Here is a 13,108-nt window from a genome sequence, read left to right as displayed (position 1 = left end):
GGGCTGGTGGGTGGGGTGCTGCGGCCAACCCCGGCGCTGCCGCGTACCGCCAGCCTGCTGGCGCTAGTGCGAGGTTGGCCGCATTGCGCTGTCGCCCGGTGCCGGGGTGAAGGTGAGGTGCTGCTGCAGCGTGGGGGCGATGGTTTTCAGGATCTGCACCGGCAGCGCGCTGGTGAACTTGTAGCTGCCGGCTTGCTCGCCGGCCACGTAGGCCACCAGGGTGCCGAAGTAGCGGTCGCCCAGGTAGAAGGCAAAGGCGCCGGCGCGGCTGACCACGCGTTCGCCGGTTTGCGCGCCGCCTTTGGCAAAGGTCTTGAAGCGGTGGTCGCCGGTGCCGGTTTTGCCGCCGATGACAATGTGGCTGCCGTCGGCCAGGTCGAAGGCGCCGTTGACGCGGCGGGCGGTGCCTTGCTCTACCACTTGCTGCAGCGTGTCGCGCACCACTTGCGCCACCTCGGGCGGCAGCACCTGCTTGCCCGCTGCCGGGCGCTGTTGCAGCGTGGTTTCGTACGGGGTGCCGGCGGCAAACTGCAGCTGGTCCAGGTAGACGGTGGGCAGGTGGCGGCCGTCTGCCGACAGGATGCCCATCAGCTCGGCCAGCGCGGCCGGGCGGTCGGCGCTGGCGCCCAGCGCGGTGGCGTAGGACGGCACCAGCGTATCGAACGGGTAGCCCATTTGCCGCCATTGCTGGTGTACGCGGGCAAAGGCGTCGACCTCTTTCATCTGGCGGATGCGCGAGGCCTGGCCGCCTTTGGCATGGCTGTTGAATAGCCAGGCGTACACGTCTTGCCGTACGTCGGTGCTGGCTTTTACCAGCTCGGCCCAGCCGGCGCCGGGGTGGGTGTGCCAGTAGGCCACCAGCCACAGCTCCAGCGGGTGCACGCCGGCCAGGTAGGCGCGGTCGGCCAGGCTGAGCTGGCCGGGGGCGTAGTCGGCGTACAGGCGCAGCAGGGTTTTCTCGTCGCTGCTGGCGGCGTTGCCGGCGTGTTGTGCGATAAACGCCAGGTAGTCCGCCTGGCTGGCTTGCGGCAGGATGCTGCGGTGGATGATGGCCAGCCGTTTGGCGCGGCCGGCGGCGCGCTGGCCCAGCCGCTGGTCTACCTCGGCCAGCGTTTTGTGGCGGTACTGGTTATAGAAGCGGGCCAGGAAGGTGCGCCCTTCGCGGTCGGCAAAGCGGCGCAGGTAGGCCAGGTCGTCGGCCGGCAGCGCGTCGCCGCCTACCGGCGCCATGTAGTAGCGCACCACGTCGCGCATCAGCCGCACGTACACCAGGTTGACCGAGCGCTGCGTGGCCTCGGCCACCGACATCACCTTGCCGTTATCCTGCTTGTCGAAGTTGTTGAAGCTGTGCAGGCCGCCGCCGGTAAAGAACTGCTCGGCCGGGCTGGCGGAATACTGCCGCGCCATGGCGGCTTGCAGCATGGGTTTGAGGCTGCGGTCGTCTTGCTGGCGCAGGTAGTCGATGGCCCAGCGCGTTAGCAGCGGCAGCTCGTCCTGCTGCAGCGCCTTGCCCAGCACGGCCTTGTCTTGCGCGGCGTAGTGCTGGTGTAGCTCGCTGATCACCGCCAGGTAGGTCACCAGCGTGCGCAGCTTGGCGGTGGAGCCCAGGTCCAGCTTGACGCCTTCGTTGATGTCCAGCGGCTGGTCGAAGTTGTCGGCCTGCACCCGTACCTTGTTGCCGCCAGGGGTGCGCTCCAGCAGGGTAAAGCTGTAGGTTACGCCTTCTGGCGCGCCTTGCTGCAGCAGGCGGTCGTCCATCAGCCCGGCGGCGCGGGCGGCGTCCGGCTGGCGCAGGCCCTGCAGCACGGCGGTAAGCTGGTGCTGCAGCGTGGCGTCCAGCGTGCTGTGGGCGCTCAGGTCCAGCTGGTCCAGCTCGTACAGGCGCGGCACGCCCAGCAGGCTGGCCAGCTTGATGCGCACCGCGTTGCTGCCTTTTACCTGCGCCGGGGCGGCGGCCTGCTGCGGGGCGCGGGCGCGCTCCTGCTGCAGCGATACCGCCAGCGCGGCCTGCAGCAGCGGCGGCGAGATCAGCCCGTCGCGCGCCATCAGCCGCAGGTAGCTGTCGGTAAGCGCCTGCAACACGGCAATGTCTTCGTTCAGGTAATACGACGGGCTGCGCTGCGCAATCATCAGGCTAAGCGCCTCTTTGAACACCGCGGCGCGCTCGGCCAGCGGCACCGGCGACTGCGCCGCCAGCGCGCGGTTTACCTCGCCAAAGCGGCGGCCGTACCACGCCCACATGCCGTCGCCGATGCCGGCGATTTCGCCTATGCCCGGCCGTGCGGCCAACGGTACGGTGTTCAGATACTGCAGCACCAGCTGGCGGCGGGCGCTGAGGGTGTCTTCGCCAAAGCGGTAGGCGCGCACCGAGGCCGACAGCATCTGGCGCAGCTTTTCTTGCTCGGACGCGGTGCGGCCGCCGGGCGAGTGGCGGTATTTTTCGATCTGCGTGGCCAGCGTGCTGGCGCCGGCCGGGCGGTAGCCGGGGTTGAACACGTGGGTGGCTTTATCAAACACCGCCTTGCCCAGCCGCCCCCATTCCACCGTGGGGTTACGGGTGGGGCTTTCCTGCTGCAGCAGGCTGCGGTTTTCGATATACAGCAGGCTGTCTACCAGCAGGGGCGGCAGCGCGGCAAAGTCGGCATACACCCGCTGCGGAAAGCGAGACTGGTACAAAGCCTGGCCGCGGCTGTCGGCCAGCGTCAGCCCGGCTTGGTCTTTTTCGGCGTAGGGCACAAACAGCCCCAGCGGCAGCAGCGGCGCGGTAAGGCCGTGCTCGGCCAGCGCCAGCATCGGCTGCGACTGTACCGCCTGGCTGTGCACCTGATAGCCGCGCTGCTGTAGCCGCTGCAAGTACTGCGGCAGCTGCGCGTAGCCCAGGCGCACATCGTACGGCCCGCCCGGCTGCGGGTAGCGCATGGCCTGGCTGGGCCCCGGCTGCACGCGGTAGGTGGCGTCGCGCGCCACGCCGGCAAAGTAGCGCGCCTGCAGCCGCGAGTGCGCCAGCTCGTCCAGCAGCCACCAGGTGGCCACCCCGCCCAGCAGCAACAGCAGCACGGCGCCCTGCAGCACGCGCACCCCCGATACCTGCAAGCGCGGTTTGATTTGGGTCCCCGAGTTTTCCATGACGTTGCCCCTTATCAACGAACACGGCATCAGACAGTAAGGCAGCGCCGGCGTTGCCGCGGCGCGCAGGCCACGGCAGCGGGCTGCCCAGTTTCAAGCATAGCCAGCCCGCCAGCAGTGCAGCGCTTTTTATTGCAAGCATGGCGGGGCGGAGTGGGTAGTTACACCCCTCGCCCTGCGGCAGAGGGGCCGGGGGTGAGGGCGCGTGGTGGCCAACGTTGCCGCCAGCAGTATGCCGGTGTTTGCTACCCCTCGCCCTGCGGCAGAGGGGCCGGGGGTGAGGGCGCATTGCGGCCAACGTTGCCGCCAGCAGCATGCCGGTGTTTGCCACCCCTCGCCCTGCGGCAGAGGGGCCGGGGCAGGCCGCCCCTGCGGCCAACCTTACAAGGGCAGCGCGTGGGTGAGCTTGGCGGTTTCCATCGGCACCTCGGTTTTTACGCTTTGCACGCTGGCAATGCGCGTGAGCTCGTGTGCGTGAAACTGCCGGTACGACGCCAGATCGGTGGTGACAATGCGCAGCAGCATGTCGCACTCGCCCGCCATTACGTGGCATTCCACCACCTGCGGCATATCGCGCACCGCCTGGATAAAGTGGTTGGTGGTGTCCGCGTCTTGCGCCTTTAGCCATACCCGCGCAAACAGCGTGAGCCCCGCGCCCACCTTGCTGCCATCCAGCACCGCCACGTAGCGGCTGATCACCCCCGCCTCTTCCAGCTGGCGCACGCGGCGCAGGCAGCTGGACGGCGACAGCCCCACCTGCTGCGCCAGGGTGGCGTTTTGTATGCGGCCATCGCGCTGCAGCGCCTGCAGAATGCGGCGGTCGAGCTTATCCAGTTTTACGGCATCCAATTGCAACCCCTGCCTGTTTTGTGAAACCGGATTGCATTATGGCAATAAAAGCCGCGCACTACGCAAGCCTATTCTGGCCGCCTTTCCCTACACTGTATCTGCCTGCCCCGCCCACTGCGGCACCGCCGTTTCCCCCGGCTGCTGCGCTGGCGGCGGCAGGCACCACTAGGGAGAAACACCATGACCAGCCACACCCTGCTGCTATTCGGCCTTACTGTTTTCCCGCTGGTGTGCACCCCGGGGCCCGACATCCTGTTTGTGGCCTCGCAGGGGCTGACCGGCGGGCGCGCCGCCGCCACCCGTGCCAACGCCGGCATTCTTACCGGCTACTGCGTGCACGCGCTGTTGGCCGCATTCGGCATTGCCGCGCTCATTACCGCCTGGCCGCCGCTGTTTCACGCCATCCGCTGGGCGGGGCTGGCCTACCTGCTGTACTTGGCGGTGCAGATGTTCCGCTCGGCCATGCAGCCCGGCGCGCTGGCGCTAAACGGCAACCCCACGCAGCGGCAGTTTGCCCGCGGCTTTGTCACCAGCCTGCTGAACCCCAAAGGCCTGCTGATCTACCTGTCCATCCTGCCCAACTTCATCCAGCCCGGCGAAGCCGTGGCCCTGCAGGCGCTGCTGCTATCCGCCATCTTTATCGGTAGCTGTGCCGTGGTATACGGCCTGATAGGCTACAGCGCCGCCAGCATGTCCCGCCGCGGCGGCATCAGCGACGCCAAACGCCGCCTGGCCGAAGCCAGCGCCGGCAGCCTGCTGCTACTGGCCGCCGGCAAGCTGGCGGCGTAGTGGTGAAGGGTTGGCCGCAGGCCTAGCCCCCGGCTAAACAGCGGGGCAGTAGGCCCCGCTTGGCTGCGGCCAACCTTTATCGATATACATATTGCATCCATAGAAACCATGCCATAAGCTGCCATAAATTCTATTGAAATAAGCATATGGCAAGTGCAATCACGGCGGTTTCCACCGGCCCCAGCGGCCGTATTCATCAGCTGCGCCAGTACCTAGCCGGGCTTAGCCAGCAGCACGTGCTGGCAGCGCTAGCAGGCTTTAGCTACCGTACCGCCGCGCAGTATGGCTATAGCGACTCTACCGACTACGACTTGCTGCACGACACCCAGCGCTACCCGCCCAAAGCCATACTGGGGTTGGCCGCAGGTCAGCTACTGGGCCAGCCGCTGCCGCCCAAAGCCTTTGCCGGTGGCTTAGGCTCGCCGTGTTTTGCCATCTTGCAAGGTTTGGGATTTCAGATCGTGCCCAAGCTGGCGCTACAGCGTTACCAGCGCTATAGCCGCCAAGACATCTCGCAGCTGTTTGAGCCGGGTTGCCGCTTTAGCCGTGGGTCTGGGCGCTGGGGGATTCCGGGCATAGTAGAAACGCCCAAAAACAGTGGCCAGTTTGTGTTTTTGGTCACGCTGGGGCCGCCCACCGAAGGCAACCCCTACCAAGACGCCATCACCGCAGACGGCTACCTGATTTGGGAATCGCAAAGCCGCCACGACTTTGCCTCACCCGCTATCCAGCGCCTGCAGCAGCACGACGCCGCACAAAGCAATATTCACTTGTTTGTCCGTGGTAACAGCCACGACCAATACGCCTATATGGGCGTGCTGGCCTACCACTACCACCACCCCAGCAAACAAAACCCGGTGCATTTTGAATGGCAAATCCTGCACTGGGACCGCACCCCCGAGCAGCTAAGCGAGATGGGGCTGCCGTACCGCGCCGCTCTCAACCCGCTGTACCAAGCCGCGCCCGCCACGCCCCAGCCGCCGTTACTACAGCGCGTAGACCCCCCTGCGGCCAACCCTGCGCCCAAGCGCGGCAAAGCCAAGCACGTTGCGGCCAACATCGATTGGGCCGCCCGCGACCAACGCAACCGCGACCTAGGGCTGCGCGGTGAAGAGCGGGTACTGCAATACGAAATCGCCCAGCTACAGCAACAAGGCCGCGCCGACTTGGCCGCGCAAGTAAAGCATGTGGCGCTGCAAAACGCGGCCGCCGGCTACGACATTGCGTCGTTTTACCCAGACGGCCGCGCCAAATTTATCGAAGTAAAAACCACCCAAGGCCCCGCCGACACGCCGTTTTATATCTCGGCCAACGAGGTAAACGTGTCCAGCGAATACCCAGACGCCTACGTGCTGTACCGCGTGTATGGGCTAAGTGAAGACGCCGACAGCGTGCAGTTTTTTGAGCTGCCGGGGCCGGTGGGGCAGCACTGTCAGCTAGAGGCGGTGAGTTTTAGGGCGAGGGTGGGAAGTGTCTAAAAATGTAGAGGTAGACCTGCCAATGCAGGCGGTCATTTTGGATAGAAAAGCCAGGCGCAATCCCAGCTGGTCGAGAGACGAGCTGATTCTCGCGTTAGACCTTTACATGCGTCACCGGGCCTCACTGCCGGGTAAGGATTCCCCAGAAGTCACAGAGCTTTCCAAGGTGCTAAACCAGCTTGGTGCTGCACTGTTCCAGCGAACAGATACTAGCTATCGGAACACGAACGGCGTTTACATGAAGCTGATGAACTTTAGGCGACTCGATCCTGATTACGTGGCAGAGGGTAAGAAAGGTCTGACCAGAGGTAACCAAGACGAAGAATGTGTCTGGGCTCAATTTGCTAGTGATCCTGTAAGGCTTGTTGCAGTTGCTCGATTCATTCGGCTGGGAATTTCAAAAGATCTTTCCAATGTGGATTTAGCTGGTCCTGATGAGCCCGGTATTGAGGAAGCAGAAGAGGGCAAGGTTGCTACGCGTATGCATCGCTACAGGGAGCGAGACAGGAGACTTGTGGTTGAGGCAAAAGCTCAAGCGATGAAGCGGTATGGCCGGTTGGCCTGTGCAGCTTGCGGTTTCGATTTTTCGAAGCAGTATGGCGTACTTGGCACTAATATCATTGATGTTCACCACGCAAAGCCAGTTCATACAATGTTGCCGGGAGAGAAAACAAATGTGGCAGACCTTGTGCTCTTGTGCTCTAACTGCCATCGCATCGTCCACTCGAAGCGTACATGGCTCAGTGTCGAAGACGTTAAGTCTGCTTTAGCAATTTCGAACTTGGATGGGACGTAAATTTTTTTGCTATTTAAATTGACGCACCGGGATGGTCTTGATTGGTGGTGTAATGGCCTATTAAACGCAGCAAATGCCTGACTCGAATAGGAGGCTCTGGTATGAAAACACCCTAAAAACAACAGAGCCATTTATTGAAATCAGTGTAGTGAGCAGAATCCCAAAAATATAAAAAAGTGGGAAAAATCTAGATCTTCGTGGGAGCCTTCAGCGGTTGTAACCCCGACTGGGCAGTGCTGATCGAAAAGCATGGAATAGAAATGCTCGATTTCGTTTTGGAAATCAAAAATATGCCCTTCTAGGTGGAATAATGTTCGGAGTAAAATTAAAAAAGCAACATTTGGTTATGCATGCTTTGAAGAACTGGGGGATGGTGTGACGTTTACTATATCTAATTCGATGGGCGAGTTTTAAAGCAGATATGCGTGAGCAGTGTTAACTCACAGTTTTTGAAATAAAAAATTTGAAAAGGGAGTCAAAATGAAACTTGGACTCGATCTGGAGAACTGTTATGGCATCAATAAACTGGTGAAGGAGTTAGACTTTACCAGAATAGATGGCATTAACGGCGTGTGCTCTTTGTATGCGCCCAATGGAACATTGAAGACCTCCCTGGCCAAGACACTAAAGGACATTGAAGAAGGTAGGCAGTCAAAGGACATTATCTTTCGTGAGCGAGCAACGAAACGACTTGTCACTTTAGATGGCCAGCCTGTTGATGCTGGCCAGATAATGGTCATTAATTCATACGACGAAAGTTATAGTTCCAAGCAGGTTTCCACGCTATTGGTTAATGAGGCTCTAAAGCGTGACTATGATGAAGCATTAAAAGAAGTAGATGATAAAAGAGCCCTGCTAATAAAAGAGTTGGCAAAGTCCTCAGGAAAGCAGAGCAGAGCGATTCCGGATTTGATCTGTGAAGCATTTGATCGGCCAGAGAAAGAGTTTCTTGATCTGTTGGCAGATTTGAAGCTTCAGAGTACACAAGACTATTATAGTTTTGCCGATTTTAAATATGGTGATCTTTTTAATCAAAAAGTTATGGAGCTCGCATCCACAGACAGCTTTGATCAAGAGCTATCTGATTATGTGGAAACCTATGAAAAGCTCATTAGAGAATCAGCGGTTCTGTCGAGGAATTTCAATCACCAGAAAGCGGGGACTGTTTCAAAAAGCCTATCCGATACAGGTTTCTTTGATGCATCTCACAGTGTCAATCTTTCAATCAGTGGCCAAAAGCAAGAGATAACATCAAAAGACCGGTTGAATGAAATTTTGCAGGAAGAGCAGAATAAGGTTTTTCAGAATCCAGAACTAAGAGAGAAATTTAGCAAGGTCGATAAAAAACTAACTACAAAAGAGACTCAGGCCTTTCGGGATTTCATTTCAGATCACCAAGAGTTGTTGCCAGAGTATAAGGATGTGAAGAACTTCAAGAAAAAGCTGATTACAGGCTACCTTCAATCACACCAATCAGCTTGGGATGACCTTGTTTCAACCTACAAATCGAATCAGCAAAAAGTTAAATACATTATTGATCAAGCGAAGCAGCAGGAAACGATTTGGAAGGGTGTGGTCGATATATTCAACAAGCGATTTTCTGTTCCGTTCAAGCTTAGGGTAGACAACCAGGAAGATGTCATTCTGAACAATGCGGCCCCATCTATCGAGTTTGACTTTGATGATGGACGCGGTGGTCAGCAGAAGGTTAAACATGAAACTCTGCTCGAAACGCTAAGCCAAGGCGAGAAGCGTGCGCTTTACATACTGAATGTTCTCTTTGAAATTGAAGCCAAAAAGAATGCAGGCGCACCGGTATTGATTGTGATAGACGATATTGCCGACTCCTTCGACTATAAGAACAAATACGCAATCGTTGAGTATCTACGTGACATTGCGCAAGTATCACATTTCTACCTTTTTATCCTTACCCATAACTTCGATTTCCATAGAATTGTAGGTGGGAGAATAATAGGAAGCAGAAACTCCGTTGCACGTAAGAGGCGAATGCTGGCGACTAAGACATCTACGGAAATAAAGCTTAATCTTGAAATGTATCAGAATGATGTATTCGTCGCTTGGAAACGAGATATGCATAAAAATGAGCATTACATGCTTGCCAGTATTCCATTTGTTCGAAATCTTGCTGAATATTGTGGGCACGTGGCCCATTACGCAATACTGACATCATTGCTTCATCTTAAGGAAAATAGTGAAAATATCACGGTACAGGAATTGCAAAATATATATCGTGCTGTACTTGTAGATAAGCCTGCCTTGATCCTGCCTGATAGTACATCACGTGTGATTGACAAGATATTTCAGGAAGCAGACGAATTATCAAATGCTGCGGATGAATCACCAGAGCTTGAATACAAAGTTATTATTGCAATGGCTATCCGATTGAAAGCGGAGCAATTCATGATTGCACAGATTAATGACCAGGCATTTGTAGATGATATCGAGTCTAATCAGACACGAGAGCTATTTGATAAGTATGTTGATATGTTTTCTGATAAGACCGAAACAATACGCTTGTTGGATCAGGTTAATTTGATGACCCCAGAGAACATCCATTTGAACTCATTTATGTACGAGCCAATCCTTGATATGTCTGCGCATCGTCTTTACAGCTTGTACAATGATGTGAAGCAGCTCAGAGACTAATGGCAACGTCTCATCCTGAAGTCAGCAATAGTGATGACGTGCTGGATAACAAGGTGGTGACAAAATGCAGTGAATCGCCACGCGGTTACTAGATACATTTATGGCCGCTTATAAAAGTTAAGCGGCCATTTTCAACGAGCACAATATCGTCTGATTAGGCCAATAGGCAGACCACTGACCACTATGACGGAAAGTCTTATCGGTTACCTTGCAATGAAAAATGGCCTCCAAAGGTGGAGGCCATTTGCTAAGCTGAGTACAGCAGGCAGAATCCCAAAAATCTAGAAAAGTAGGAGAAATCTAGATATTCGTGGGATCCTACATTTTTTGTAGGATCCCATTTCCGTCTAGATTTGGGACATTACTAAATCAACGGGGTTCTAGCTGAAAGTGGGACGGATCAGGCACCGGTGTCCCATTTTCGTAGATTATCCTCTCCCATGCGTTAGCACGTCGCTTCACGGTGTCGTGCCACTTCGTCAGATCGCCGACGCTGTGCTTGGCGATGAACCGTTCAAGCGCTTCGGAACGAGTATATACCAACTGGCGGCATGCTTCGATGCTGGTTCCCCGAAGGGGATAGATCGACACAGCCTTCAGCATGAGCATTGCCTTTCTGGGGGAGCGGCCAATCCTATCAGCTATCTCAGTACCGAAGATGTGCTGACGGAGGAACCGATCCACGTCGACCTTTCGGACTCGGGAGCCATGGTGCTTGCTCGTCCCGAGTTTGTGAGACCGAATGTAGTCGTTCTGGGTGAGCCAGTAGGCAACCTGCTGTTTTACCACCAGCACTTCCGCAAGCTCGGGAATCGTAATCCAGTTGGCCCGATCTGTTTGCATGGTGGCTCGCCACTGGATCAGATCCTTACGCTTGAACACCCAGCGGCTGATGCCTGTTTTGCCGATAAGCGTTCTGTTCAGCACCAGTGTCCCCGCCTTGACCTCCTCCACTAACGACACAACCTCGTCCGCGTTCCACTGCCAGTATTGTAAGACGTCCGCGAGCGATATCTCGTCATCTTCTATGTAGTAAACACGAGGAAGCGCCTCGCCCAGTTCTGCCAGCTGGTATACCTCCGTACTGGAGATGCACCACGGCAGGTGCTGCTGGTCGTTCACACGTCTGGCGGATGGGAAAAGCAGCTTCAGTATCCGCCTCATCCTTACTTTGCCCAGCCCAAGAATCTCCATGGCCTTACTCAGGGTGATTTCTCCAGCCAGCTCCTCCTCCACACGTGCCAGCTGGTCTTTCCGCACCATCAGGAAATGCCTGCCCTTGGCGCTGATTGTCTCTTGTCCATCCAATTGCCCAGATCGGACGAGATACCTCAGCCTGGCCATCGAGATACCGAGCCGGTCTGCTGCAGCCTTGCCCGGTATCCACTGTACATTTTCCAGTACGGTATCGGTCAGGCGTCGGTTTCGTTTGGCCAGTGCGCCTTTCCAGTTATGAGAGACCCACTGTTCAAATGCTTCCCTCACAGGACTGTAGATACCACCGCGCAGGCCTCCTTTATATAGGTACTGGTACGCATCCTTGAACACGGCCTTTAGACTGATCCTGGCTTCTCCACCAGTGTTCTGTATCACATCGAGCATACGGTGAAATTTCTCTGGCCAGAAAACCAGCATCTCAGCCGCCAGTGACGAGATCGTCCAGGAAACAACCATTTCACCTGCGTTGGCGATCTTGAGCGGTTTTTGGCGTGCAGCCGGATCCAGATACGCCCCTAGATACCGGATCAGCGATTGCACTTGATCAATCGTCATCCCATGGAACGGATAGCCATGCTGGTAGCGGATAGCCTGTCTCAGCAGAATCTGCTCTAGTACCTCGCCGAGCAAAATGCTGGCGGGTGGTGCATCCTCCGGCGTCTCCTGACGGAGGTCCGCACCACAATTACAGCGCAGCAAGCTATCCCGTTGCCAGGTTAGGCGTTCGCCACAGCTTGAGCAGCGATCGATGAGCCACACGCCATGCTTATGGCAGGTGTCAAAGTGCAGAATCTCCCATCCCAGTTGCCAGCGTGGATCTTCCCCTAGGCAGTGAGGACAAAACCGGGCGTACTGACGATTCCAGATACCCGGCTGTCCTTGCTGAAGCGTGGCCACGTACCGCACCTGCTCATGTAATTCCGGATAGAGCTGCGGGTGTGGCAGTAGTTGTTGCTGCAGTAAGGCCTCGACGTCGTATGCGATTCCAATTTGCGCTAGGTCCCGCAGATTCATGAAATTGGCTTCTGCCAGTCTGAACAGGTAGCCAGTGGGCCCCTCGGCCCGAGAGGGATGAGGGCGGATTAAAAGAGTCGGTATTGGTGGTGCATTGGTACTGTCATGCATTGCTTGCCCCTCCCTTGGTGGACCGTAATCCGAGTTTTACGGCGACGGGGGAGCCAACAGGGTCCTTGCGCGTATGCTGGTAGAAAACTTCCCCTGGTCGGGTTAGTGGGCGTATGGGTGATTCGGGGTGAAATGGGTTCAGGATGTCTGGTACATCTTTCCAGATCCGCTCGCGGAAACCAGCAGCCAGCACGTCTAGCGACAACGTATTCAATCTGGCCAGGTTGGCGGCACATACCGCACCCTCTAGTAGCTTGATGGTGTAGTCGAGTAAGCCAAAGCTGGCCGTATGAATGCGACGGGCAAGATTAGCCTCATGCAGGGGAATCTCGCTTTCCATCGGTAGGCACGAGGCAATGGCTTTGAGCAGGCCGCGGTACTCGATGAAATCTGCCTCATCTTCAAGGGAGAAAGGGTCCATCGGGATGCATTGCGAGAAGCGGCGAGACAACTGCTCATTACTACGGATGACCAGCTCTGCGGCGGGCAGGCCACACCCGATTACCACCAGACCTGTGCTTTCCAGCAGGTTTTTTAGCCAGTCGGTGACATCGCGAAATGCTGTCACGCTCGGGGTGTAGAACAGGTGCTGAAACTCATCCAGCAGCAATACTTCCACACCGCACTGCTTGATGAACTCCACGAGCCGGGTCGTCTTTTCGGGTGCAGTGCCCCGATGTGATTTACGGTCGCCCATGGCCTCAAGAATGGCACCGGCTAGGCTTCGTACCGTGGGGGAGGAGGGCACTCGAACGATCAGTACAGGGATCTGTGTCCGTTGTGCTCCAAAGGTGCGGGGATATTCAGCTGCATAGGTTTTCAGGACGGTACTTTTACCGGCACCGGAAGGCCCGATCAGTAGCATGCCACCGCCCACACCATGGGTACGACGTCGGTGGTGCAACTCGGCGATTAGGAACACAGCATTTCGGAATCGCTGGTGGCGGGCCTGTCCGAATTTTTGTGTAAACGGGGTTTGGGTTACGCCTGTGGAATGCGTTCCTCGAACTGAATGGTAAAGCGAGTCAGCGCCGCCTTCCAATCCCGAATCGGCATGGTC

At 57.0% G+C, this 13,108-nt stretch carries 7 protein-coding genes and 1 pseudogene; 4 read left to right on the top strand and 4 right to left on the bottom strand.

The genetic code is table 11. The annotated features are described in order from the left end of the window. Positions 1–63 precede the first annotated feature (63 nt). Positions 64–3,126, bottom strand: a complete 3,063-nt coding sequence (locus tag PQU95_RS18015) for a transglycosylase domain-containing protein (protein ID WP_272753286.1) — start codon at positions 3,124–3,126, stop codon at positions 64–66. Between the two features lie 381 nt (positions 3,127–3,507). Next, on the bottom strand, positions 3,508–3,975 hold the full coding sequence (locus PQU95_RS18010; RefSeq protein WP_017510180.1) for an Lrp/AsnC family transcriptional regulator: 468 nt from the start codon (positions 3,973–3,975) through the stop codon (positions 3,508–3,510). Positions 3,976–4,155: 180 nt separating this feature from the next. Between PQU95_RS18010 and PQU95_RS18005 the strand changes: the two genes are divergently transcribed. From PQU95_RS18005 to PQU95_RS17990, 4 genes are all read left to right on the top strand, one after another. Then, positions 4,156–4,764: a LysE family translocator gene (locus PQU95_RS18005; RefSeq protein ID WP_272753285.1), complete on the top strand. Its 609-nt coding sequence runs from the start codon at positions 4,156–4,158 to the stop codon at positions 4,762–4,764. A 146-nt stretch (positions 4,765–4,910) separates the two neighbouring features. Beyond that, on the top strand, positions 4,911–6,242 hold the full coding sequence (locus tag PQU95_RS18000; RefSeq protein WP_272753284.1) for a DUF3427 domain-containing protein: 1,332 nt from the start codon (positions 4,911–4,913) through the stop codon (positions 6,240–6,242). Next, a complete protein-coding gene (locus PQU95_RS17995) occupies positions 6,235–7,038 on the top strand; it encodes an HNH endonuclease (protein ID WP_272753283.1) in 804 nt (267 codons plus the stop codon). The genes PQU95_RS18000 and PQU95_RS17995 overlap by 8 nt, the downstream gene beginning before the upstream one ends. A gap of 480 nt (positions 7,039–7,518) precedes the next feature. Further along, entirely contained in the window at positions 7,519–9,705 is a 2,187-nt protein-coding gene (locus tag PQU95_RS17990; protein WP_272753282.1) for an AAA family ATPase, read from the top strand. Positions 9,706–10,074: 369 nt separating this feature from the next. On the opposite strand, the gene PQU95_RS17985 is transcribed toward PQU95_RS17990, so the two are convergent. Continuing rightward, positions 10,075–12,048, bottom strand: a complete 1,974-nt coding sequence (locus tag PQU95_RS17985; RefSeq protein WP_272753281.1) for a TniQ family protein — start codon at positions 12,046–12,048, stop codon at positions 10,075–10,077. Then, a pseudogene (locus PQU95_RS17980) lies at positions 12,041–12,979 on the bottom strand (TniB family NTP-binding protein); the annotation flags it as partial. The pseudogene PQU95_RS17980 and the gene PQU95_RS17985, both read right to left, overlap by 8 nt. Positions 12,980–13,108: the final 129 nt, after the last annotated feature.

The organism is Vogesella aquatica (genome assembly GCF_028548455.1).
In the GTDB taxonomy this organism is placed as follows: domain Bacteria; phylum Pseudomonadota; class Gammaproteobacteria; order Burkholderiales; family Chromobacteriaceae; genus Vogesella; species Vogesella aquatica.
The sequence above is the reverse complement of the archived record's forward strand: the minus strand, read 5'-3'. Positions and strand labels throughout refer to the sequence as shown.

Bases quoted from the DNA above. Each gene is read 5' to 3' on its own strand.
- PQU95_RS18015 (WP_272753286.1), bottom strand. From the start codon at position 3,126: ATGGAAAACTCGGGGACCCAAATCAAACCGCGCTTGCAGGTATCGGGG.
- PQU95_RS18005 (WP_272753285.1), top strand. From the start codon at position 4,156: ATGACCAGCCACACCCTGCTGCTATTCGGCCTTACTGTTTTCCCGCTG.
- PQU95_RS18000 (WP_272753284.1), top strand. From the start codon at position 4,911: ATGGCAAGTGCAATCACGGCGGTTTCCACCGGCCCCAGCGGCCGTATT.
- PQU95_RS17990 (WP_272753282.1), top strand. From the start codon at position 7,519: ATGAAACTTGGACTCGATCTGGAGAACTGTTATGGCATCAATAAACTG.
- PQU95_RS17985 (WP_272753281.1), bottom strand. From the start codon at position 12,048: ATGCATGACAGTACCAATGCACCACCAATACCGACTCTTTTAATCCGC.